This window comes from Mycobacterium persicum (assembly GCF_002086675.1).
In the GTDB taxonomy this organism is placed as follows: domain Bacteria; phylum Actinomycetota; class Actinomycetes; order Mycobacteriales; family Mycobacteriaceae; genus Mycobacterium; species Mycobacterium persicum.
In genome coordinates this window covers 1-23,713 of the sequence record NZ_MVIF01000058.1, presented here as the reverse complement: position 1 = coordinate 23,713, position 23,713 = coordinate 1, and the positions used below count along the sequence as shown (strand labels likewise).

General features: G+C 66.5%; 18 protein-coding genes and 1 pseudogene. 13 read left to right on the top strand and 6 right to left on the bottom strand.

The window, feature by feature from the left end; genetic code table 11:
• The first annotated feature begins 108 nt into the window (after positions 1–108).
• Together BST40_RS17405 and BST40_RS17400 are read left to right on the top strand one after the other, a co-directional pair.
• Entirely contained in the window at positions 109–666 is a 558-nt protein-coding gene (locus BST40_RS17405; RefSeq protein ID WP_075548695.1) for a DUF3558 domain-containing protein, read from the top strand.
• Positions 663–1,205: a DUF3558 domain-containing protein gene (locus BST40_RS17400; RefSeq protein WP_075548696.1), complete on the top strand. Its 543-nt coding sequence runs from the start codon at positions 663–665 to the stop codon at positions 1,203–1,205. The genes BST40_RS17405 and BST40_RS17400 overlap by 4 nt, the downstream gene beginning before the upstream one ends.
• A 29-nt stretch (positions 1,206–1,234) precedes the next feature.
• Here the strand turns inward: BST40_RS17400 and BST40_RS17395 are convergent, their stop codons facing one another.
• Together BST40_RS17395 and BST40_RS17390 are read right to left on the bottom strand one after the other, a co-directional pair.
• Positions 1,235–1,747: a SixA phosphatase family protein gene (locus tag BST40_RS17395; RefSeq protein WP_083154935.1), complete on the bottom strand. Its 513-nt coding sequence runs from the start codon at positions 1,745–1,747 to the stop codon at positions 1,235–1,237.
• Between the two features lie 34 nt (positions 1,748–1,781).
• Positions 1,782–3,149, bottom strand: coding sequence for an HNH endonuclease signature motif containing protein (locus BST40_RS17390; protein WP_075548698.1), 1,368 nt, complete (start codon positions 3,147–3,149; stop codon positions 1,782–1,784).
• Between the two features lie 232 nt (positions 3,150–3,381).
• Between BST40_RS17390 and BST40_RS17385 the strand changes: the two genes are divergently transcribed.
• The 10 genes and pseudogenes from BST40_RS17385 (at position 3,382) to BST40_RS17345 (ending at position 17,620) form a co-directional block, all read left to right on the top strand.
• Positions 3,382–6,237, top strand: coding sequence for an ATP-binding protein (locus tag BST40_RS17385; protein WP_482805264.1), 2,856 nt, complete (start codon positions 3,382–3,384; stop codon positions 6,235–6,237).
• Positions 6,222–6,677, top strand: coding sequence for a helix-turn-helix transcriptional regulator (locus tag BST40_RS33645; protein WP_482805263.1), 456 nt, complete (start codon positions 6,222–6,224; stop codon positions 6,675–6,677). The genes BST40_RS17385 and BST40_RS33645 overlap by 16 nt, the downstream gene beginning before the upstream one ends.
• A 188-nt stretch (positions 6,678–6,865) precedes the next feature.
• Complete coding sequence (locus BST40_RS17380) at positions 6,866–7,336, top strand: DIP1984 family protein (RefSeq protein ID WP_083154933.1); 471 nt, start codon at positions 6,866–6,868, stop codon at positions 7,334–7,336.
• Between the two features lie 608 nt (positions 7,337–7,944).
• Positions 7,945–8,604: a hypothetical protein gene (locus tag BST40_RS17375; RefSeq protein WP_244174410.1), complete on the top strand. Its 660-nt coding sequence runs from the start codon at positions 7,945–7,947 to the stop codon at positions 8,602–8,604.
• Positions 8,601–9,341: a hypothetical protein gene (locus BST40_RS17370; protein WP_131808348.1), complete on the top strand. Its 741-nt coding sequence runs from the start codon at positions 8,601–8,603 to the stop codon at positions 9,339–9,341. The genes BST40_RS17375 and BST40_RS17370 overlap by 4 nt, the downstream gene beginning before the upstream one ends.
• 150 nt (positions 9,342–9,491) lie before the next feature.
• Positions 9,492–10,555, top strand: a pseudogene (locus BST40_RS17365) (cupin domain-containing protein).
• 355 nt (positions 10,556–10,910) lie between these two features.
• Positions 10,911–12,071, top strand: coding sequence for a metallophosphoesterase family protein (locus tag BST40_RS17360; protein ID WP_083154929.1), 1,161 nt, complete (start codon positions 10,911–10,913; stop codon positions 12,069–12,071).
• Positions 12,068–14,689: an AAA family ATPase gene (locus BST40_RS17355; RefSeq protein ID WP_083154927.1), complete on the top strand. Its 2,622-nt coding sequence runs from the start codon at positions 12,068–12,070 to the stop codon at positions 14,687–14,689. Before BST40_RS17360 ends, BST40_RS17355 begins: the two co-directional genes overlap by 4 nt.
• Positions 14,682–16,310, top strand: a complete 1,629-nt coding sequence (locus BST40_RS17350; protein WP_083154925.1) for a GMC family oxidoreductase — start codon at positions 14,682–14,684, stop codon at positions 16,308–16,310. The genes BST40_RS17355 and BST40_RS17350 overlap by 8 nt, the downstream gene beginning before the upstream one ends.
• Positions 16,311–16,378: 68 nt before the next feature.
• Positions 16,379–17,620, top strand: a complete 1,242-nt coding sequence (locus tag BST40_RS17345; RefSeq protein ID WP_075548704.1) for an alpha/beta fold hydrolase — start codon at positions 16,379–16,381, stop codon at positions 17,618–17,620.
• On the opposite strand, the gene BST40_RS17340 is transcribed toward BST40_RS17345, so the two are convergent.
• Genes BST40_RS17340 through BST40_RS17325 form a run of 4 tightly spaced genes read right to left on the bottom strand, consistent with a single transcriptional unit; the run spans position 17,607 to position 22,973 of the window.
• Positions 17,607–19,271, bottom strand: a complete 1,665-nt coding sequence (locus BST40_RS17340) for an ABC transporter family substrate-binding protein (RefSeq protein WP_083154923.1) — start codon at positions 19,269–19,271, stop codon at positions 17,607–17,609. The genes BST40_RS17345 and BST40_RS17340 overlap by 14 nt on opposite strands.
• Positions 19,268–21,103, bottom strand: coding sequence for a dipeptide ABC transporter ATP-binding protein (locus tag BST40_RS17335; RefSeq protein ID WP_083154921.1), 1,836 nt, complete (start codon positions 21,101–21,103; stop codon positions 19,268–19,270). Before BST40_RS17335 ends, BST40_RS17340 begins: the two co-directional genes overlap by 4 nt.
• On the bottom strand, positions 21,100–21,999 hold the full coding sequence (locus tag BST40_RS17330; RefSeq protein WP_075548707.1) for an ABC transporter permease: 900 nt from the start codon (positions 21,997–21,999) through the stop codon (positions 21,100–21,102). Before BST40_RS17330 ends, BST40_RS17335 begins: the two co-directional genes overlap by 4 nt.
• The gene (locus BST40_RS17325) at positions 21,996–22,973 is read right to left on the bottom strand and encodes an ABC transporter permease (RefSeq protein ID WP_075548708.1); all 978 of its coding nucleotides are present in this window, start codon (positions 22,971–22,973) and stop codon (positions 21,996–21,998) included. Before BST40_RS17325 ends, BST40_RS17330 begins: the two co-directional genes overlap by 4 nt.
• A 175-nt stretch (positions 22,974–23,148) precedes the next feature.
• On the opposite strand from BST40_RS17325, the gene BST40_RS17320 reads away from it, so the two are divergent.
• On the top strand, positions 23,149–23,713 hold a 565-nt coding region (locus tag BST40_RS17320; RefSeq protein WP_142276751.1), incomplete at its 3' end, for a PE family protein.

The following is a 23,713-nucleotide window of genomic DNA, read 5'->3' as shown; positions in this document are numbered from 1 at the left end:
CAGGTTCGCTCCTGAGACAGAAATGCCTGATCAGCGAGCGTGTCGGTGGTTGACCTCTGGGGCTGCGGCTACAGTGCATGCTGTGACCGGCAGGAGAAGAGGTACGCGGTGCGGCGCAATGTGACGACGCTGGTGTTGGCGGCGTCGGCCCTGGTGGCTTTGACACCCGCGATCGCGGGGTGTTCCAATTCCGGCGCCAACCAGCCGGGTGCGACGATTTCGTCGACGCCCGGCAACGCCGAGGGCAAGCACGGGCCGTTTTTCCCGCAGTGCGGTGGTGTCAGCGATCAGACGGTGACCGAGCTGACCAGGGTCGGCGGGCTGATCAACACGGCCAAGAACTCGGTGGGCTGCCAATGGCTGGCGGGCGGCGGCATCATGGGACCGCACTTCTCCTTCTCCTGGTACCGCGGTAGCCCGATCGGGCGGGAGCGCAAGACCGAGGAACTGTCGCGAGCAAGTGTCGAGGACATCAACATCAACGGTCACAGCGGCTTCATCGCAATCGGCAACGAGCCCAGCCTGGGCGATTCGTTGTGTGAAGTGGGGATCCAGTTCCAGGACGATTTCATTGAGTGGTCGGTGAGCTTTAACCAGAAGCCATTTCCCCCGCCGTGTGACGTCGCCAAGGAATTGACCCGCCAATCGATTGCGAACGCGAAATGAGACGTGCCCTGGTCGGTGCCGCCGCATTGATCACCGCGCTGATTTTCCTGGTGGGTTGCACGAGATCGGTTTCCGGCACCGCCGTGAAGGCGGGCGCGGGCGGAGTGCCGCGCAACGACAACTCCGAAAGGCAATATCCGAACCTGCTCAAGGAATGTGAGGTCCTGACCACCGACATCCTGGCCAAGACCGTCGGTGCAGATCCGCTCGACATCCAAAGCACATTCGTGGGCGCGATATGCCGGTGGCAGGCGGCCAACCCGGCCGGTTTGATCGACATCACCCGGTTCTGGTTCGAGCAGGGCAGCCTGAGCAACGAGCGCAAGGTCGCCGAGGGTCTGAAATACCAGGTCGAAAATCGCACGATCCAGGGCATCGACTCGATTGTGATGCGGACCGGCGATCCCAACGGCGCGTGCGGTGTGGCCAGCGATGCGGCGGGAGTGGTCGGGTGGTGGGTCAACCCGCAGGCGCCCGGTATCGACGCCTGTGGGCAGGCCATCAAGCTGATGGAGCTGACGCTGGCCACCAACGCCTGAGCCGGAGGGGCGGCGGGACAGCTCGGTGGTCAGGCCTCCCGCGGCACATGGAAGGCGACGAGCGAGGCGTCGCCGGGTCGCAGATCCTCCCAACGTCCTTCGATCCGTAGCACGGCGATCGCCGACGTCGGGAACTTTTCCGAAATACGTTGTGCAACTGTAGATTTGGTGCTGTCGGCGGTGGCCAGAATGAGGGCCAGCGCCGACGTGGTCGGTTCGTGACCGATGACGAGCAGGGTGGTGATCTCATCGGCCACCCGGTTGATCTCCTCGATCACGGCGCCGGGAGTGGCGCCGTAGAGGCGCTGCGCGTAGCGCACCGGCGCATCGATGCCGGTGCGTACCAACGTCTCTCGGGTGCGAGTGGCCGTCGAGCACAGCACGCTGTCGACCGTCGGCACGTTAGCCCGCAACCACTCACCGGCCAGCCGGGCCTCGCGGATACCCCGTGGCGCCAACGGCCGGTCGTAGTCGGCGACGCCATCCGGGTAGGCCGACTTCGCGTGTCGCATCAGCACGAGGTTGCGGTGCTGCTCATTCATTGGGCTCACGCTAGTGAATCCGAAAACCAGGTCGCTACGCCGCATCCTCTTCGTCGTCGTCTCCGTCGCGGAGCAGTTTTTCGGGGTGATGCATGGTGTTGGTGCGGGGTTGGCCGCGATCCAGGTGGGCCGGTGGGATCCATTCGGTGTCGCCGTGGGCGTTTTTGCGGGTGGTCCAGCCGTTGTCGAGGAGTTTGTGGTGGGGTCCGCAGGCCAGGGTGAGTTGGTCGATGTCGCTGCGATGGGTGCTGGCCCAGTCCCGCACATGGTGGACCTGGCAGCGATATCCCGGCACGTCGCATCCGGGTGCGGTGCAGCCACGATCGCTGGCGTATAAGACAATTCGTTGCCCCGGTGAGGCCAGGCGTTTGCTGTGATACAGCGCCAGGGGTTTGGCCTGGTCGAAAATGGTGAGGTAATGGTGGGCGTGGCGGGCCAGAGCGATGACGTCGGACATGGGTAGCAGGGTGCCGCCGGCGGTGAGTGCGGTGCCGGCGGCGGCTTCGAGGTCTTTGAGGGTGGTGGTCACGATGATGGCGGCCGGTAGGCCGTGGTGCTGGCCGAGTTTTCCGCTGGCCAGTAGCGCGCGCAGGCCGGCCAGTAGCCCGTCGTGGTTTCGTTGGCCTTCCGAGCGGGTGTCGCGCTGGGCGGCATCGTCGGGTGCCGGGCCGTCAATCACCGGGCTTTCGTCGGCCGGGTTGCAGATGCCCGGGGCGGCCAGCTTGGCTAAGACGGCATCGAGCGTGGCGCGGGCTTGCGGGGTCAGGTAGCCGCTGATACGCGACATCCCATCCGACCCCTGCCTTCCCAAGGTCAGACCGCGTCGCCGTGCCCTGTCCTCATCGGTGAAGGTGCCATCGGGATTGAGGCAGTCCATCAGCCGCTGCGCCAGCTTCCCCAACTGGTCAGGGCGAAACCGGGTGGCCAGCCCGGCCAGATGGGCCTCGGCTTTCTCGCGAGTCTCGATGTCCACCTCTACCGGCAGGTGACGAACGAAGTCGCGGATCACCCGCACATGCGCCTCGCCGATATGGCCGTCGCGCTGGGCGGCAGCGGTGGCGCTGAGCTGCGGTGCCAACAGTTCACCGGTCAACGCGCGGCGCCCACCGAGCTCGGCAGCCTCCGCCACCCGCCGGCTGGCCTCCGCCCGCGTGATCCGCAACCGGTTGGCCAGCGCCGCGGGCAGCTTCCCGCCCAGCTCCTCTTCGCTGGACTGCTCGCCGATCTGGTTGATCAACGCGTGCTGGGCGACTGGTAACTGGCGCGCCACCCGCTCCAGGCGCTCCAGCACCCGCAACCGTTCGGGGGTGGTGAGCGCCTCGAAAGACATCTCGATCAGCTCGTCGACGTCGGCATCGAGACGGTCCAGCACCGCCACCACCGACTCCCGATTCGAACACATGTGCTAATACTATCGCGGCGGACTGACAGATTCGTCGGCGAGCGCAAGCTCCTCAAACCATGCATCGCGGGCCCGGATATCCCGGTGATCGGCTTCCAGGCCGGCCAACGGCCATCGGCCGCACTACCTAAATCCGCAACTCGTAGAGACGCGTATGTAGACGCCCCCGCAACTCCCACGATTAGCCATTCCGCCGATGTTTTGCGATCGGCGTCTCCCCATGCTGGCTAACATGAGCGAAATCGACTGGAGCGACGTGGGCATGAGCGAGCTACCAACCGGAACGGTGACGTTGCTGCTGGCTGACGTTGAGGGCTCGACACGGCTGTGGGAAACGCAACCCGACGGGATGGCGGCCGCTATCACCCGCCTGGATCAGACGGTATCCGAGGCGATCGCCGCCCACGACGGTGTCCGGCCGATCGAGCAGGGCGAGGGTGACAGCTTCGTGATCGCCTTTGCACGTGCCTCCGACGCGGTGGCCTGTGCGGTGCAGCTGCAGCGCGCGCCGCTGGCGCCGATCAGGCTGCGTATCGGGGTGCACACCGGTGAGGTGCGGCTACGCAGCCAGACCAGCGGCGACGGCAATTACGTGGGGCCGGAGATCAATCGCACCGCACGGCTGCGCGACCTGGCCCACGGCGGCCAGACGGTGCTGTCGGGGATCACCAGCGATCTGGTCATCGATCAGCTCCCGGCCGACGCGTGGTTGAGCGATCTCGGCAGTCACCCGTTGCGCGATCTGCCCCGGCCCGAGCGAGTTGTCCAGCTGTGTCATCCCGACCTGTGCAACAACTTCCCGCCGCTGCGCACACCCGTCACCATTGCGACCCGCAATCTTCCGGTGAACCTGACGAATTTCGTTGGCCGCCAAGCTGAAATGACGAGCCTGCAGGACACGCTCGCAGATAGTCGGCTGGTTACCCTGACCGGAGCGGGCGGGGTAGGTAAGACACGGCTGGCGGTGCATGTCGCCGCCCTGATCGCCGACAAGTTCCGCGACGGCGTGTGCTACGTCGATTTGGCGCCGATCAGCCACCCCGACGTTGTGCCGGTCACGGCTGCCCGTGCACTCGGTCTACCGGACCTGCCGGGGCGATCGACGATGGACACGCTGCTGCGGTTCCTCCGCGGCCGGCAGGTATTGATCGTGCTGGACAACTGCGAGCACCTGCTCGACGCGAGCTCCAAGCTGGTCACTGGATTGCTCACTGCCGCAACGGGACTGACGGTGCTCGCCACCAGCCGTGAGCCGCTCGGGGTGGCGGGCGAAGCGGCGTGGCAGCTGCCCTCACTGTCGCTGGCGGACGACGCCGTCGAGTTGTTCGCCGACCGCGCCCGCCTGGCCCAGGCCGGCTTCACCGTGAACGACGACAACGCCGGCGCGGTGGCGCAGATCTGCACCCGACTTGATGGCATGCCGCTGGCGATCGAACTGGCGGCCGCGCGGGTCCGGACGATGTCGCTGACGGAGATCGTCGATGGGCTGCATGACCGATTCCGGTTGCTGACCGGTGGTTCGCGCACCGCGGTGCGCCGCCAGCAGACGTTGCGGGCCTCGGTCGATTGGTCCCACGCGCTGCTCACCCAAACCGAACGCAGCCTGTTTCGCCGGCTCGCGGTATTCCTCGGTGGCTTCGACCTGACCGCCGCGCAAACGGTCGCCGGGGGCGACGACATCGAACCGTACCAAGTGCTCGATCAGCTCACCCTGCTGGTGGACAAATCGCTGGTGCTCGCCGAAAACTCAAGCGGCCGAACTCGATACCGGCTGCTGGAGACGGTTCGCCAGTACGCGCTGGAGAAGCTGAGTGAATCCGAAGAGGCCGATGCCATCCGGGCGCGACACCGCGACTACTACGCATCGATTGCTGCGTTGCTGGACACGCCGGGACGCACCGACTACGAGCAGCTGATCCAACAGGCCGAAACCAATATGGACAATCTCCGAAGCGCTTTCACCTGGAGCCTGGAAAACTCCGACCTCGAACAGGCGCTCGGACTTGCGTCCTCACTGCAGCCGCTGTGGCACACCCGGGGCCGCATCCTGGAAGGCTGTGCGTGGTTCGACGCGATACCCATCGACCAAGCGAGCAAACAGCAAGTCACACCCGCCACGCGGGCTCGGGCGCTGGCGGACATGGCTGTTGTCACTCTATTTCGCGGCGACGGCATGGCTCGGGCACAGCACGCCCTGATCCTCGCTCGTGAACTCGCCGATCCGGTTCTGCTGGCGCGGGTCTTGACGGCGTGCGGCATCGTCGCGGGCTACCTCTACGACGCCGACGCGGCCGCAGCGTACTACGCCGAGGCGGCTGACCTGGCCCGCGCAATCGGCGACCGGTGGAGGCTGAGCCAGATCCTTGCCCAGCAGTCGAATACGGCTGTCATGCAGGGTGACCCGGTGGCAGCCCGCGCGACCGCCGAAGAGGGACGTGATGTCGCCGAAGCCGTCGGCGACAGGTTCGGCGCGCGTCAATGTGGCCTCAGTCTCGGATGGGCACTGCTGATGCGGGGGGACCTGGTTGACGCCGTAGCACAATTCAGCGCGGTGGTGGCCGATTGCCAACCGGCGCATGATGAGTTTCTCGAGGCGTCAGGCCTCATGGGCTTGGGCGTTGCGCAGGCGCAGCGGGGCGACGTGAGCGCGGCAAGCGCAGCAGCGGAAGTGGCGCTGGAGGCCGTGGCGGACCTCGGCGAGTACTTCCTGGGACTGGGGTACGTGGCGTCGGCGCAAGCGGCGCTGGCCGGCGGCGAGGTCGCGGCGGCGGACGGCGCAAGCGAGGCCGCCTGGCGCTGCCTGAGTGTGGCTCAGCCAAAGTTGGCGGTGGCGCAACGGGCCTTCAACGCGGTCGAGGTGGCGCTGGCCCAAGGTGATCTCAGCGCAGCCCGGTCGTGGACCGACGACGCCGTCGCTGTGGCGACCGGCTGGCACCGGGTGGTGGCACATCTGGTTCACGCTCGGGTGGCGACGGCTCAGGGCCTGCCGGACCAGGCCGAACGCCACGTCCGCGACGCTCTCGCCTGCACCGTGAAAAGCGGTGTGTACCTGCATCTTCCAGAAACCTCGACGTGTTGGCCGATCTGAGCAGGCGCAACGACAGCCAGCGAGCAGCACGACTTTTCGGTGCGGCCGATGCCTGCCGCCAGCGTATGGGCCAGGTGCGGTTCCGGGTCCACCAGTCCGGCTACGAGGCGTCGGTTACCGCATTGCAAGGTACAATGGGCCAGAACAACTTCGATGCCGCCTGGGCAGAAGGTGCGCTGCTGGGAACCGACGGAGCAATCAGCTACGCGCAGCGCGGCCGCGGCGAACGCAAACGCGCGTCCAGCGGCTGGGAGTCTTTGACCCCGGCCGAACTCGACGTCGTCGGATTGGTCACCAAAGGTCTGGGTAACAAAGACATCGCCGCCCGGCTCTTTCTGTCGCCGCGCACGGTGCAAGCCCACCTCACCCACGTCTACACGAAGCTCGGGATCACCTCCCGGTTCCAACTCATCCAAGAAGCGGCACGGCATTCCGGGTGACGGTTGACGCATCGCGGCGATGCCAGGTCGCGATACTCGTCCATTGGGCTGTCAAGCCGAGGTCATGGAAGCGCATCCGCGAAAAGTGAATCGCCAGCCAACCGATTTTGCGGCATCATGCTAGTGCCCACCGGCAAGCCCCGGTGCGGACGCCCGATTGGGGTTGACGATGACGAGAAGGCGAAATTATGAAGCTGGCGGAGGCGTTATCGCTGCGCGCGGATGCGGCGCGCCGCTTCGAGCAGCTGCGCTCCCGCGTCGTGAACAACGCCCGCTATCAGGAAGGCGAAGACCCTGCCGAGGATGCTGCGGCTCTGCTCGTCGAAGCGGGCGAGGTGTTAGGCGAATATGAAATGCTCATCCGGCGTATCAATCGCACCAATGCTGCCACGGTGATTGGTGCAGACGGCACGCTGACGGACGCGCTAGCCCGCCGAGACGCGCTACGCCTGCGTCACCACATCGTGACCGCGGCAGCAGATGCGGCCGCCGGCAGTGGCCACCCCGGCTATTCGCGGCAACTGCGGTCCGAGCTGAAAATGTTGTCCGCCTTGCCGGTTGCCGAGCTACGCACCCAGGCCGATGATCTGGCGCGCCAGATTCGTGAGCTTGATATTCAGATACAACGCGTCAACTGGGAGGTAGAGCTGCTGGACTGACCAGCCGAGGTGACGCAGGTAGTTGTCGCGGAGGCGTGCACAAGCCCCCGACCGGCGGGCAAAGCCCGGTCTCTCCTGGTGCACGGAGGGCAGTGCTAAGGGTTCGACTGCCTCATCACATCGCAGCCCAGCATTGCGCACAGGTGAAAGGGCACAGCACACAGCACACCACCACGTGCAGATCCGTGACGATGAGGGTGGGCACGGGGCAGCTATCCTCGGGCAACACAGCCGCACGCGCAACGTCGTCGCCGGCGATGTAGACCACCGGCGCGCGGGCAGGTGCATGGCTTCTCTGGTTGTGCCGCCGACAGACCCCGGCCAAGCCCACCTACCAAACCGACTGGCGTGCACTTGGGCTCCGGGGTGAGATGTTTCGTCAATCCGGGTGGTGGCGCGAACGCCGCAGACAGGAGGATGGGATGGCGTTGAGCGGGTGGTTCGCGCCGCGCGTTCGGCGATCACGGACGGGCGCGCGGCGCCGATCTTGGCCGTACCTGGTGGCCGGTGCGGCACTAGCCGTGCTCGGCGTGTGTGGGGTGACGGTGCTTGTGATCGGGCCTCGCGCAAACCCTTTGACGAGCCTGGCATCGCGACCGGATTGGGTCTTGGCCGGCGCGCTTCCGTCGAGCGGCGACTTTCCGACGGACTGGGGGTACGGCTTGTCGGGGGCGTTGCGCCGCCGCGCGTTCTCGGAGACCACTGCCTCGAGTACCGCGCCCCAGCTTGGCCCGCGGGCCGTGTATGGACCGGCCCAGTGCACACAGATCCCGCAACTGCTGACCCATTCCGGGGCGGCACTGGCCGCGGAACTGGACGTCGACCGCTACACCCAGCTGATTGCCCGCGACGCTCGAGTCTGGGATTGGCCGGCGACCGGAGAAAGCGACGAGCACGGCCCCAATGCGCATTTCGAAATCTCGGTGGTTCCCGACGGCCCGGACCGCATCGCCAATTACCTGGACTGGCTGGGCCGATGCGGGTCCTACCAGGTGGCCAACTACGACTTCAACGGACGGCTCAAAGATCAGCGCTCGGCCACCACGGTGCTCCACGACCATTGGACTGACAACGTCGTTGTCGCCGTCGTGGTCACCAGAACATTTGTCACTGCTGGCAGTGACGAACCACCGGCGACCTACCGCGCCAGCTACTACGCGTTGCGTGGCGTCATCCTGGAATGCTCCGTCTACATGGAAAACGCCGGCGATCGTGAACTGGTGCAGCGCCGCGCCTCCCAAACGCTGCAAAGGCTGCGCGCCCTGTGAGCTGGCCTACGCGCAGCCAACACGATTCGCGAGCAACGCTTTCCGTTGCCGCCCTGTTGTGTTCGGTTGCCATCGTTGCCGTCCTGATCACTGCGCCCGTCGCGCTGCGACATTGGCGAGAAACCACCCCGTCGTTGGCACCTGGACTGGCGGCGCTGTCTGACCAACAACTGGCCGACCTGCTTCCCAAGCCCGCCGATTTCCCCACAACGTGGACCGTCAACGCCACTACCGAGGGCGCCGACAGGTTCGGATACTTCAGGATGCAACCGTTCCACGACGGCGCCCTGGACTACGATCCGGCCGAATGCGCCAACGTCAACGACTTAGCGCCCGGCATTGCCGGGGGTGCCGAAATCGCGGGGCGTGATCCCGCCGATCGGCCCGAGAGTTCCGGCCAGCATCCCGACGTTCGCCTGCGAATCGGCCGTGAGTTCAACCAAAGCGGCTTTGACAAGATGACCGCCCTGATGTCCAGGTGCTCACGATTCACCTTCGCGGACACCATAAATTACACGGTGCGCATGATCGAAGACTCCCGCTCGGTGAACGGACCGCACCTCTTCCGGATCTCTGTCACCACAATCATCGGAAGCTCCACCGACGCAGCGCGGACGCAATACTTCTCCTTCGCACAGCTGTCGAACCTCGTGCTCATCGGTGACGCCACCACAAGCAATCAACATGTCCTCGACGTGCTTTTTGAAAACACCCTGCACCGCATCAGTGCCGGCTAGATGTGGCCCGTGGGTGCGTCGCGGAAGGCCCCGATAACCAACGCTGATCGACACACCGAAACCGGGTCTTGGACGGCGCGCCGCCGGCAGCGGGATCGTAGGGGGTAGCAATCCACCGCGATCTTCGATCCAGGAATTGACGCGAATGAAATGCTCACGCAGACAAGCACACACGTCGCATCACTGATTGACGGTGAAATCGTCGAAGAGTCCGACCTCGGTTCCATCCAGCGGCTGACGGCCGACACCTTCCCCATCCTGAAGGGCCTGTCAATCAAACGGCTGCTGATCAACCCGGGCGCGATGCGCACACCATGCGCACACCGCACTGACACGCCAATGCCAACGAACTGACCTACTGTGTTTCGGGCACCGCTCTGGTCTCGGTGCTCGACATTGGTAGCCAGTGCGCCTCGTTCGTGGTGCACGCGGGCGACATGTTCCACATCGACTCCGGTTCCCCGCACCACATCGAAAACATCGGCACCGACGTGTGCGAATTCGTCATCGCGTTCCGCAACGAACGGCCCGAGGACTTCGGGCTCGGGGCAGCCTTTGGCGCCATGACCGATGCGGTGCTCGGCAACACCTACGACCTGCCGGCCTCGGATTTCGCTGCGATGCGCCGCAGCACCACTGACCGGGCACTAGCCGCGCGCCCCGGGGCGGCGGACGTCCCTGACACGGCACACTTCAACGACCCACACAAATTTTTCGTGGACGCGATGACTCCGCCCGCGAGCTTGGCCGTCGGCTCCGCACCGAACGGCCCGAGGACTTCGGGCTAAAGACTTATCGCGATGTACTCCTTACGAATCCGCGAGGACGGGATGCGTGAGCCGCACTGGCACCCGATCACCGCCGAGATGGGCTACGTCAACCGGGGCTCGGCGCGCATGACCGTGATGAGTCCCGGCGGCAAGCTGGACACCTGGTACCTGCGGCGGGGCGACGTCTACTTCATTCCCCGCGCCTACCCGCACCACATCGAGGTTGTTGATGCCCCGGAAATGCACTTCTGCATCTTCTTCGACCAGCCGACCCCCGGCGACATCGGCTATCGGGCGTCGGTGAGCGCTCACTGGCGCGAAGCGCTCGCGGCGACATTCAACACCCACCTCGAGGACCTCCCGGACTTCCCGTTCACCAGCGCCGATCCGCTGATCGTCAACCGGTTCAACCCACTTGACGCCCACGCTCTCGGAGAGCGCTGAGATCAAGTTCGCCGCTACCCAATTCGGCGCTCTGGTGGCCTATGCGAAGCGACGCACGACGAGCTTCCCAGGGTCATCCGGGGCCCATCGGCCTGGGCGTCGCGCCGCGCGTCTCTCGGTGTCACCTCGGGCCGTGGCAGCCGACCCCACGTCCGGGGGCCGCCGCACCTGCTGGGGCACTCCGCCGAGAAACTCGAAGACGTCGCCGCGAAACCAGAGTGACGCGAGTGACTGTCCGGGTCAACGACTCGGTGGCCCCCGGGGGAACCTGCCGAGCGAGGTCCCGCTACTTGTCGGCACCGAGTCCTACACTCGCGGTGCCGAAGACGAGTAGCCCAGAAGGGAGGGTGCCAGGATGCGATTCCTGCACACCGCTGACTGGCAATTGGGCATGACCCGGCACTTCCTTGCCGGCGACGCCCAGCCACGCTATTCGGCTGCCCGCCGCGACGCAGTCGCCGGACTCAACGCGCTGGCCGCCGAGGTCGGCGCCGAATTCGTGGTGGTGGCCGGCGACGTCTTCGAACACAACCAGCTCGCTCCGCAGGTGATCGGCCAATCGCTGGAAGCCATGCGCGCCATCGGAATTCCCGTCTATCTGTTGCCTGGCAACCATGACCCGTTGGACGCATCGTCGGTGTACACCAGCGTGCTGTTCCGGGCCGAATGTCCAGACAATGTGGTGGTGCTCGACCGGCCCGGCGTCCATGAGGTCCGGCCGGGCCTGCAGATTGTCGCCGCACCGTGGCGGTCGAAAGCGCCCACCACCGACCTGGTCGCCGAGGTGCTGGAGGGCTTGACCCCGCTTTCCGCTGCCGATGTCACCAGGGTGCTCGTCGCCCACGGCGGCGTCGACGTCTTGGATCCCGACCGGGACAAGCCATCCCTGATCCACCTCGGCGCACTCGACCGGGCATTGGTTGCCGGCCTGATTCACTATGTGGCCCTTGGCGATAAGCATTCGCGCACCCAGGTCGGCGGCAGCGGCCGAGTGTGGTATTCCGGTTCGCCCGAAGTCACCAATTTCGACGATGTCGAAGCGGATCCGGGTTACGTCTTGGTAGTCGACATCGATGAAACCGATGCACGACGTCCGGTAGCGGTCGACGCCAGGTATGTCGGGCGTTGGCGTTTCGTTACGTTGCACAACCAGGTGGACACCAGCCGCGACATCGCCGACCTGGACATGAACCTGGATCTGATGACCGACAAGGAACGCACCGTGGTGCGGCTGGCACTGACCGGCTCACTAACGGTCACCGACCGCGCCGCGTTGGACGTCTGCTTGGACAGGTACGCGCGGTTGTTCGCATGGCTGGGCTTATGGGAGCGGCACACCGATCTGGCGGTGGTACCGGCCGACGGCGAATTCTGCGACCTCGGCATCGGGGGGTTCGCCGCCGCCGCGGTCGAGGAGTTGGTCGCAACGGCACGCGCGGGCGAGGGCGATGAGGCCGTGGATGCCCAGGCAGCCTTGGCGCTGCTGCTGCGGCTGACCGACCGGGGCGTCGCATGAGACTGCACCGGCTCGTCCTGTCGAACTATCGCGGTATCTCCCATCGGGAGATCGAGTTTCCCGATCACGGCGTGGTGGTGGTGTGCGGCGCCAACGAGAGCGGCAAGTCGTCGATGATCGAGGCGCTGGACCTGTTGCTGGAATCCAAGGATCGATCGACGAAGAAGGACGTCAAGCAGGTCAAGCCGACCCATGCGGACGTCGGCTCCGAAGTCACCGCCGAAATCAGCAGTGGTCCTTATCGTTTCGTCTACCGTAAGCGCTTCCACAAGCGGCCCGAGACCGAGCTGACCATGGTGGCGCCGCGCCGCGAGCAATTGACCGGCGACGAGGCACACGATCGGGTGCGGGCAATGCTGGCCGAGACCGTCGATACCGAACTTTGGCATGCGCAGCGAGTGCTGCAGGCGGCGTCGACGGTCGCGGTGGATCTGTCGGGCTGCGATGCGTTGTCGCGCGCGCTCGATGTGGCGGCCGGGGATGACGCGGCGCTATCCGGCGCCGAGCCCTTGTTGATCGAGCGGATCGACGCCGAATACGCGCGCTACTTCACCGCGACGGGACGGCCCACCGGGGAATGGGCCGCCGCCATCACCGCGCTCGCCGACGCCGAGGCCGCGGTGGCGGAGTGTGCGGCCGCCGTGGCCGAGGTCGACGAGCGGGTCCGTCGCCATGCTGAGCTGACCCGACGGGTGGCCGAGTTGTCGCAGCAACACCGCAACGCCGGTCCTCGGCTCGCCGCGGCGCAGGCTGCGGCCGACAAGATTGCCGCGCTCACCACCGAAGAGCGGGAAGCCAAACTCGTCGCCGCCGCAGCGGCCGCAGCCGGTGCCGCATCAACCGCAGCGCATGCCGAGCGGCGGGCTCTAGTCGCCGACGTCGACGCTCGCACCACTACCGTCGCGGCCTTGCGGGTCGAAGCTCAACAAGCCACCGATGAACAGAAGGCGGCGGCGCAGGCGGCTGCGGTGGGTGACGCCGCGGTGGTGGAAGCCATCCAGGTGCTAACGGCTGCCCAAGCCCGCGCCGAGTCTGCCCGGCGGTCGCTCGATCTGATCGTTGGCCGCGAGGAGGCTGACCGGTTGAGTGACCGGCTGGCCAGGATCGACGCCATCCACCGCGAATGTGACCGGGTCTGCACAGCGCTGTCCGACGTGACGGTGACCGAACAGGTGATGCGTCGAATCGATGAGGCCGCCGCGGCGGTCGATCGATCAGACGGGCAGCTGGCGGCACTCTGCGCCGCGGTGGAATTCAGCGCCGCACGCGACATCGAGCTCGTCGTCGGTGAGCAGCGGGTGTCGCTGGCGGCGGGCGAACGCTGGTCGATCACGGCCGCCGGGCCCGCCGAGTTGACGGTGCCGGGCGTCCTCACCGCGCGAATCAGCCACGGGCCGGCCGCGCGGGAGGTACAGGCCAAACATGTTGCGGCACAACAAGAGCTGGCTGATGCCCTGACGGCCGGCGGGATCGCCAGCGTGGCGGATGCCCGAGCTGCCGACCAGCGGCGCCGGGAACTGCACAGCAAGCGCGATCAGCTGATCGCCACCCTGGCCGGCCTGTGCGGCGACGAACAGGTGGATCAACTCCGCGCCCGGGTGGCTCAGTTGCATGCCAGTCAACCGGCCGAGCCGGATCTGTTCGCGACGGACGCCGCGACCGCCCGCGTCGAGCTGCACGCGGCCGAGGCCGCCCGCACGGCCGCGGAGACCGAATGTGAGACCCGGCGCCGGGCTGCCGCAACCGCTGGTCGTCAGCTGGCCGAGACGTCCACGCAGGCAACGGTGCTACGGCATAAGGTGGAAACTCAACTCGCCGAACTCGACTCGGTCCGAGTCCGGTTGGCGCAGGCGCGAGCCTCGGTCAGCGATGCACAGCTGGCGGTCAAAGCCGACGCGGATCTGCGCTCGCGAGAAACCGCCGAGCGGCGGGTGGCCGAACTCGCCGAAGCCCTCGCGGCCATGGCGCCCGAGGCGGTGGCCGCCGAGCTGAAGGAAGCCACCGACATGGCAGCGTCGCTACGCGAGCGTCACGATGATGCCGTAAATGCGTTGCGAGAGATCAGCATTGAACTCTCGGTGTTCGGCAGTGAGGGCCGCAAAGGCAAGCTCGACGCCGCCGAGACCGAACGTGAACACGCCGCAAGCCGGCACGCCCGCGTCGGCCGCCGGGCCCGGGCCGCGCAGCTGCTGCGGTCGGTGATGGCACGCCACCGCGACAGCACCCGGTTGCGCTACGTCCAGCCGTACCGCGCGGAGCTGCACCGGCTCGGTCGTCCGGTGTTCGGGCCCGCCTTCGAGGTCGATGTCGACAGTGACTTGAAGATCCGCAGCCGCACCCTGAACGGCATCACGGTGCCCTACGAGTCGTTGTCCGGAGGCGCCAAAGAGCAGCTCGGCATCCTGGCCCGGTTCGCCGGGGCGGCCCTGGTCGCCAAGGAGGATACCGTGCCGGTGGTGGTCGACGACGCGCTAGGGTTCACCGATCCGGAACGATTGGCCAAGATGGGGGAGGTATTCGACACTGTGGGCACTCACGGGCAGGTGATCGTGCTGACGTGCAGTCCCGAGCGCTATGACGGTGTCGCCAACGCGCACCGCATCGATCTCCATGCCTAGCAATCGGCGGCTGTCCCGCCAGTCACCGGCGACGGAGATTCACTGCGACTACGTGGTGGTGGGCACCGGATCGGCCGGGGCGGTCGTGGCCAATCGGCTCAGTGCCGATCCGGCCACCTCGGTAGTAGCGCTGGAAGCCGGCCCCCGGGACAAGAACCGCTTCATCGGTATTCCGGCGGCATTTTCCAAGCTGTTTCGCAGCGAGATCGACTGGGACTACCTGACCGAACCGCAGCCGGAGCTCGCCGGGCGTGAAATCTATTGGCCCCGAGGCAAAGTACTCGGCGGCTCATCGTCGATGAACGCGATGATGTGGGTGCGCGGGTTCAAAGCGGACTACGACGAGTGGGCGCGGCGTGCCGGCCCGCAGTGGTCGTACACCGAGGTGCTCGGGTATTTCCGTCGGATCGAAAATGTCACCGCCGCCTGGCACTTCGTCAGCGGAGACGACAGCGGGGTGACCGGTCCACTGCACATCTCCCGTCAGCGCAGCCCCCGGCCGTCGACCGCGGCCTTCCTGGCCGCGACACGTGAGTGCGGTTTTGCCGGTGCGCAGCCCAATTCCCCTGACCCGGAAGGGTTTTGCGAGACCATTGTCACCCAGCGTCGAGGCGCGCGATACAGCACCGCCGACGCCTACCTCAAGCCCGCGCTGCGCCGTAAGAACCTGCGGGTGCTCACCGAGGCCACCGCTACCCGAATCGTGATCGACGGAAACCGGGCGGTCGGCGTGGAATACCAGCGTGGCGGTCAAGCCTGCGTGGTCCACGCCCGCCGTGAGGTCGTGCTGTGCGGCGGCGCCGTCAACAGCCCGCAACTGCTGATGCTCTCTGGCATCGGCGCCCGCGATCACCTCGCCGAGCACGGCATCCACACCGTCTACCACGCCCCGGAGGTAGGGCAGAACCTGCTGGATCACCTGGTCACACCGATGGGTTTCGACGTCGCCGGCGACAGCCTGGCCGCGGCCGAGAAGCCACGACAGGTACTCGACTATCTGCTGCGGCGCCGCGGCATGCTCACGTCCAACGTCGGCGAGGCATACGGCTTCATCCGCAGCCGACCAGATCTCGAACTGCCCGATCTGGAGCTGATCTTTGCCCCGGCGCCCTTTTACGACGAGGGTCTGCTCGTCCGGCCGCCCGGTCATGGAGTGGTGCTCGGGCCGATCCTGGTCGCCCCGGAAAGCCGCGGCCAGGTGACGCTGCGCTCGGCCGACCCGCATGCCAAACCGGTCATCGACCCGCGCTACCTCTCGGATCGCCAAGGAATCGACCGGGCCGCGATGATGGCCGGCCTGCGGTTGTGTGCCCGGATCGCCGACGCGCCGTCGCTCAAAGGACTGCTGGGTCCGATCGCCCGGCCACGCAATTGCGCCGAGCTGAACGAGGCAACACTCGAGGCGGCCCTGGAAACGTGCTCGCACACCCTTTACCATCCGTTGGGCACGTGCCGGATGGGCACCGACGACAACAGCGTGGTCGATCCGCAGCTGCGGGTCCGCGGAGTCGACCGGCTCCGGGTCGCCGACGCATCGGTGATGCCGAGCACCGTCAGGGGACACACCCACGCGCCATCAGTGCTGATCGGCGAGAAGGCCGCCGACCTGCTGCTCAGCTGAGGCCACACCGCCGAACTGCCGAGCGCAGCGGTTGTCGGCAGAATGGTACGCATGGCGGGGCAACACCTATGACGATGAATGCCAAAAGACGCCGGGTACACGAGAAATTGGCGAGACTGCCGGGGGTGCGGCCGGTGCGCCGGCCGGTGTCACCCGGAAGCGACGATGAGTTCGACCTGTATTACGTGCGCACCGGTCGCAAATCCGCGCACCCGCTGGTCATCATCCCGGGCGGACCGGGAGTGGCGTCGATGCGGTTGTACCAGGGGCTGCGCCGGCGTGCCGCCTCGGCCGGTCTGGACGTGATCATGATCGAGCACCGTGGCGTCGGCATGTCGCGCCACGACGACTCGGGCGCCGATCTGCCGCCCGAGGCGCTGACCATAGACCAGGTCGTCGACGACGTGGCCGCGGTGCTCGACGACGCGCACGTCGACTCGGCCGTCGTTTACGGCACGTCGTACGGCACCTATATTGCGGCCGGCTTGGGGGTGCGTCATCCCTGCCGGGTGAAGGCGATGATCCTCGACTCCCCGGTGTTGTCGCGCCACGACATAGCGCTGGCCCGCGACGCTATCCGCAGGCTGCTGCTCAAGGGTGACAGTCCGGAGACGGCCGCGCTGGCGCCCAAGGTTCGCCGGTTGGTCGACTCCGGCGTGATGACCGCCTCGGCGGCACAGGTTGCGGCGGCAATTTACGGCTACGGCGGCGCCAAGCTCCTCGGCCGGCAACTGGACCTGTTGCTCGACGGCCGTACGATGCTGTGGCGCGGGCTCTGCCGGGTCACCACCGCGGTCAATCGGAAGGTGCCCTACCGCTACGAGAACGATCTGGTCAGCCGCATCGCATTCCGCGAACTCGACTACGCCGCCGAGCCCGACGGCCTGCCCCTCGACCCCGCCGTGGCGATGCGGGAAACCCTGAAAGCAACCTCTGCCTTCGAGTCCGAGCCGTATGACTTGGTGGCCGAGATGCCGAAATTCGGCTGGCCGACGGTGGTGGTTTCCGGTGGCCGCGACCTCATCACGCCGCCGGCGGTAGCCGAACGGGTGGCGTCGCTGGTGCCCGACGCGGTGCTCGTGGAGTTACCGACGATGGCGCACAGTGCCCTGGATTTTCGGGAGCCTGCCGCCCTGGCTATCGCGGCAGCGGTATGCCGCGGCGAACACCACGGGCTCATCGGCCAGGCGCCGGTGCTCGACGCCATGCCGGCACGGGCGCCGGTACGGCTGCTGTGGAAGGCCATCGACCTGGCCGCCGCCGCGGAAGCGGCCGTCCTGCCGGTGCGGTGCCAGGTCAGTCCCGCATGAATCCGATTGCGGTGTAATCGAGGTCGGCCAGGCCGGTGGCACCGAAATTGGCCAGTGTGCTGCGCACCGCTACGGTTCCGGGCGACTGCGTCAGCGGCAGGCTGAATCCTTCCGCCCACACCATTTTGTCGACCTCGTTGGCCAGCGCGCGGGCCTTGGCGGGGTCCAGTTCCTGCAGCGTCCGCTCGATGGCGGCGTCGATCTCGGGGCTGCCGATCTTGCCGAAGTTGCTTTCCCCGTCCGAGGTGTAGATCTGGGTGAGCGACGACAGCGGAAACGCGTCGCCGACCCACCCGAACAACGCGATATCGAAGGCTCCCACGTTGACGTAGTTGCTGAAAAAGCCGCTGCCGGAACGAGACTGCAGCTCGAGTTTCACCCCGATCTGAGCCAGGCTGTGCTGAGCGACCTGCGCGAACTGCCGGGTGCTCTGCGCATCGTAGAACAGCAGCCGCACCACCAGCTGGTGACCGTTCTTCTCCCGGAACTTGCCGTTGAGTTTCCAGCCCAGCGCGTCGAGGTCCCGCTTGGCCTGCTCCGGGTCGTAGGGAGTGCTGTTGTCTTGATAGCCCTCCTGCCCGGCGACAAAGATGTGGTTGTTCAGTGGGGTCGGATCACTGGTGAGTCCATAAAGGGCCACTTTGGCGATGGTCCGACGGTCGACTCCCTTGCAGACCGCCAGCCGCAGCGCCGGGTCGGACAGGATCGCTCCGGGCGCGCCGTTGAGGGTGAAGTGGCTCCAGCTCGGCGCCGGCGCGCGGCGGATCGAGATGCCCTTGGTGCGCTCGGCGATGGTGAGCTGATCGAGCGAGCCGATTCCGGTCGCGTCGATAGTGGCGTTCTGCAGCGCCGGCAACCGAGCGGCGTCGTCGAGAACAAGGTAGGTGATGCTGTCCAGCTTCGGCCGCTCGCCCCACCATTTAGGGTTGCGGGACAAGACGATTCGTTGCGTGCTCCGATCCAGCGAGGTCACGATGAACGGGCCGGCGGACGGACCTGGCGCCTCCAGTTGGCCCTTGTTGAATGCCTCGGGGGTGGCGGTCATACTGCTGGGCAGCAGCATCCCGTTGCCGGCGAACATTCCGCGCCACTCCGCGTAATGCTTGGCGAAGGTCACAACGGCCTGGCGGTCGTCGACGCCGCGGGTCACCGAAGCGACGCGGTCGGCGCCGCCCAGTGACGCGATCGCAAAGTCCTTGTCGGCGCCGCTGGTCGCGTGGATCTGGCTGGCGATGTCGCGCCAGGTGATCGGCGTGCCGTCGGACCAGAATGCCTTGGGATTGATGGTGTAGGTGATCACCTGCGGGTCGGCTTGGGTGAGTTCGACGCTGGTGAAGTAGTCGGTGTCGACCGTGGTCGAGCCGTCGGGCCCGATGACGAACGCGCGCGGCAAGGTGGCCTTCAGCATCGCCGCGACCTCCGCCGAATTGCCGTCGATGTGCAAGGTGTTGAAGTTGGGCGGGAAGTCGCTGAGCGCCAGCCGCAGGTTGCCGCCGTCGCGCAGCGTGGCCGGATCCTGCGGGTTGATGTCGCTGGTCGTGCCGACGGCGCCGTTCGGCGCGGCTGACGGCGTCACGGGGGCGGCCGAGCAGCCGGCGACCATCAGGGCGGCGATCAGCAGCGCAAGGATGAGGCGGGTCCGGTTGGTCATGATTGCCTGGGGTTCGGTTGCGGCACCGCGCCAAGCAGCCGCCGCGTGTACTCGTGTTGCGGATTGCTGAAAACCTCCCGGCTGTCGCCCTGCTCGACGATGGCGCCGGCATACATCACGACCACATCGTGGGCGAGGTGTTTGACCACCGAAAGATCATGGGAAACAAACAGATAAGAGAGCTGGAATTGCTCTTGCAAGTCCAGGAGCAAGTTGATGATTCCGGCCTGGATCGACACGTCAAGGGCGGATACCGGTTCGTCGAGCGCCAGAATTTTGGGCTGTAACGCCAGCGCCCTGGCGATACCGATGCGCTGCTTCTGCCCGCCGGAGAACTCCGCGGGGTAGCGACTGGCATCAGAGCGGCGCAGCCCGACGATGTCGAGCAGCTCGGCTACCCGGGCGTGCGTGTCGGTCTTGCTGAAGCCGTTGGCCTGCAACGGTTCTGCCAGCAGATCGGAGACGGGAAGCCGCGGATCCAGCGAGGCCACCGGGTCCTGGAAGACGACCTGGATGTCGCGGCGCAGCGAGCGCCGGCTCGCCGGGGTCAGGGTGGCGACATCGGTGCCCAGCACTTCGATCGATCCCGATTGCGGCACAACCAATTCCAGTATCTGATGCACGGTGGTCGACTTGCCCGAGCCTGATTCGCCGACGATGCCCAGCGTGCGGCCCCGCTGCAGTTCGAAACTGACGCCGTCCACGGCGCGAACCTCACCGATCGACCGGCGCAACAGCAGGCCCTTGGTCAGCCGGTAGGTCTTGACCAGGCGGCTCACCCGCACGACGACCGGCGTGTCGCGAGGTTCCGGCGCGATGCGCTCGGTTTTGACGCCGTAGATGTCGGCGGCACTGCGGCCGTTGACCTGGTCGGTGCGGATGCAGGCTGCCCGGTGATCCGCGCCGACCTCGATCAATTCCGGCTCGGCGCTGCGGCATTCGTCGATCACCAGTGGGCAGCGGGGCGCGAATGGGCAACCCGGATCCATACCGGCCAGCGACGGAGGGGCGCCGGGAATCGGCACCAGCCGGGTGCCCTGCGCGGCGTCCAGGCGGGGGACCGATCCCAACAGTCCGACGGTGTAAGGCATCTGGCGATCGCGGTAGAGATCGCTGACTCCGGCGGACTCGACGACCCGGCCGGCGTACATGACCAGCGCCCGGTCGGCGAACTCGGCGACTACCCCGAGGTCGTGGGTGATGATCAATACCCCGGCGCCGGTGACGTCGCGGGCCGTCCTGAGCACGTCGAGGATCTGCGCCTGCACGGTGACGTCGAGTGCGGTGGTGGGCTCGTCGCAGATCAACAGATCCGGATCGTTGGCGATCGCGATCGCGATCACCACACGCTGCCGCTCGCCGCCGGAAAGTTCGTGCGGGAACGCGCGGGCTCGCCGCTCGGATTGCGAGATACCCACCAGCTCAAGGAGTTCCACGGCGCGTCGGCGGGCCTCCTGCTTACCGACGCGGGGCTGATGGACCCGGATCGCTTCGGCGATCTGGTCGCCGACGGTGTAGACCGGGGTCAGGGCGGACATTGGATCCTGGAACACCGTGCCGATCACCTTGCCGCGGACGCGTGACATCCCGTCGTCGCCAAGACCGAGCAGTTCGGTTCCCTGCAGCCGCACCGAGCCGCCTACCTCGGCGTACTCGGGCAGCAGACCCACCACGGCCATTGCCGCCGCGGACTTACCCGACCCCGATTCGCCGACCATCGCCACCACTTCGCCCGGGTCGACGCGGTAGCTGATGCCGCGCACCGCGGTCACCGCATCGCCGTCGGTGGGGAAAGTGACGGCCAGGTCGGTCACCTCGAGCAGCGGGGTCATCGCTCACCACGGCGCAATGTTCTGCTGCCGGGATCCAGGGCATCGCGCAGGCCATCACCGGTCAGGTTGGCGCACACCAGAATCAGCACCAGTACCCCGGCCGGAAACAGGAAGACCCAGGGGTACGTCGTCGCGGACTGGGTGCCGTCGGCAATCAGCGTGCCCAGCGACACATCCGGTGGCTGGATGCCGAAACCGAGGAAGCTCAAACCGGTTTCGGCCAAGATGGCGGATGCGACATTGAGGGCCGCGTCGATGATCAGGATCGACGCCACGTTCGGGATCACGTGGCCGGTGATGATCCTGCGGCTGGAAACCCCCATAAACCGTGCCGCACGGATGAATTCGCGCTCCCGCAAGCTCATCGTCATGCCGCGCACCATACGGGAGCTGACCATCCACCCGAAGCCGGCCAACAGCAGTACCAGGAACATGATGTTGGCCGAATTCTTGGTTCGCGGAGTGACGATGGCGATCAGGATGAAGCTGGGCACCACCAGCAGCAGGTCAACCACCCACATGAGTGCCCGGTCCCGCCAGCCGCCGAAATACCCCGCGATCGCCCCCACGGTGGCGGCGATGCCGGTGGAGATCACCGCGACACACACACCGATCAGCATCGACTTCTGCATGCCCCGCAATATCTGCGCCAGCAGGTCCTGGCCCAGCGCATTGGTGCCCAGCCAGTGACGGGCATCGGGCGGTTGCAGCAGGGCATCGAAATCAAGGTCCTCATAGGAATAGGGCAGCAGCGCGGGCAGCGTGTAGCAGCCGACGAACAGCAGCACCAGCACCACGAGGGAGACCACCGCGGACCGGTTGCGCAGGAACCGGCGCAGCACCAGGGTGCGCCGCGACGTGAAATCCGCGACCTCTCGCTGGGCCACGGCGGTCATGCCACTCGCACTCTCGGGTCCAAAGCCGCGTAGATGACATCGGAGAGCAGACCGGCCAGCAAGACCACCGCCCCGGAGAACACCGTGATCGCCGCGACGATATTGGTGTCCTGGGTGGAAATACCCCGGACCATCCATTCACCCATGCCGTGCCAGCCGAAGATCTTCTCGACGAAAACCGCCCCGGTGACCAGTCCGGCCACCCCGTAGGCGAACAGCGTGGCCATCGGTATCAGCGCGGTCCGCAGCCCGTGTTTGATCAGCGCTCGGCGCCGGGTCAGCCCCTTGGCGCGGGCGGTGCGGATGAAATCCTGCCCCAGGACGTCGAGCATCGCGTTGCGCTGATAGCGGCTGTAACCGGCGGCAGCTCCCAGCGCCAGAGTGAGCGACGGCAACACCAGGTGCTTCAACCGGTCACCGAAGGCTTCCCAGGTCCCGGCGGCCACACCCGGTGCGGTCTCGCCGGTGTAGTCGAACAGTTGCAGGCCCAGCCCCCAGTTGACCCGTAGGGCGCCCAGGATCAGCAGGTTGGCCACGACGAACGTCGGGGTGCTCAGCACCAGCAACGCCAGCATGGTGATGATGCGGTCACTGAGCCGGTATTGGCGGATGGCGCCCCACGCCCCGATCGCCACCCCCAGAATCGTGCCGACCACCGATCCGATGATCAGCAGCCGCAGGCTGGTTCCGATGCGCCGTCCCAGCTCGGTGCCGACGGGCTGGCCGGTGATGGTGACCCCGAAGTCCCCGCGAACGGCGTGGGAAACCCAGTGGGCGTAGCGGATCGGGATGGGCCGGTTCAACCCCAGTTGAGCGGCCTTGGCGTCGATCACCGCTTGCGGCGGCCGCGGACTGCGCTGCATCAGATTTTCCAGCGGCGAGAACGCAAGAGAAGTCAAGCAGTAGGTCAGAAACGAGGCCAACACCAAGAGCACGAGGTAGTTGAGCAACCGGCGCGCCAGAAAGCGGGTCATGCCCGACCACCATGCCGCATTGGGACAGAGTAGCGAGCCTTTTCTGGCGGTTCCCGCATCACGCGTCTGACCGGCGCATTTCACGACTTCTGAAGGTTCGTCGAAGTGCCGGCCCACAGACTTTGTGCTGATTCGGGCCGGGTTGGGCACGTGCGAGGACGTAGTGGAGGCGCAAATGTCATTCGTATTCGCGGTACCTGAGTTAGTCGACGCCGCGGCGACGGAGCTGGCGGGGATCGGCTCGGCGATCAGCAATGCCAACGCGGCCGCCGCTTTCCCGACGACGGCGATAGCTGCGGCGGGCGCCGATGAGGTGTCGGCGGCCATCGCGGCGTTGTTCGGCGCGCACGCGCAGGCATATCAGGCGGTCAGTGCACAGCTGGCGACGTTTCATGAGCAGTTCGTGCGCACCCTGCAGGTCAGTGTGGGCGCCTATGCGAGCACCGATGCGGCCGCTGCGGTGGCCGCGGCAGAGCAACAGCTGCTCGAGGTGGTCAACGGTCCCTCCAGGCTGTTGACCGGCCGTCCGCTGATCGGCGACGGCGCCGACGGCATAGCCCCGGGACAGGACGGTGGCGACGGCGGGTGGCTCATCGGGAACGGCGGCGACGGCGCCGACGGCACGGCGCCCGGTCAGGCCGGTGGGGAAGGCGGCGACGCCGGGTTTATCGGCAGCGGCGGAAAGGGCGGCAGGGGCGCCGATTTCCGGGCGATTGACGGATTGCAGGGCGGCTTCGGTG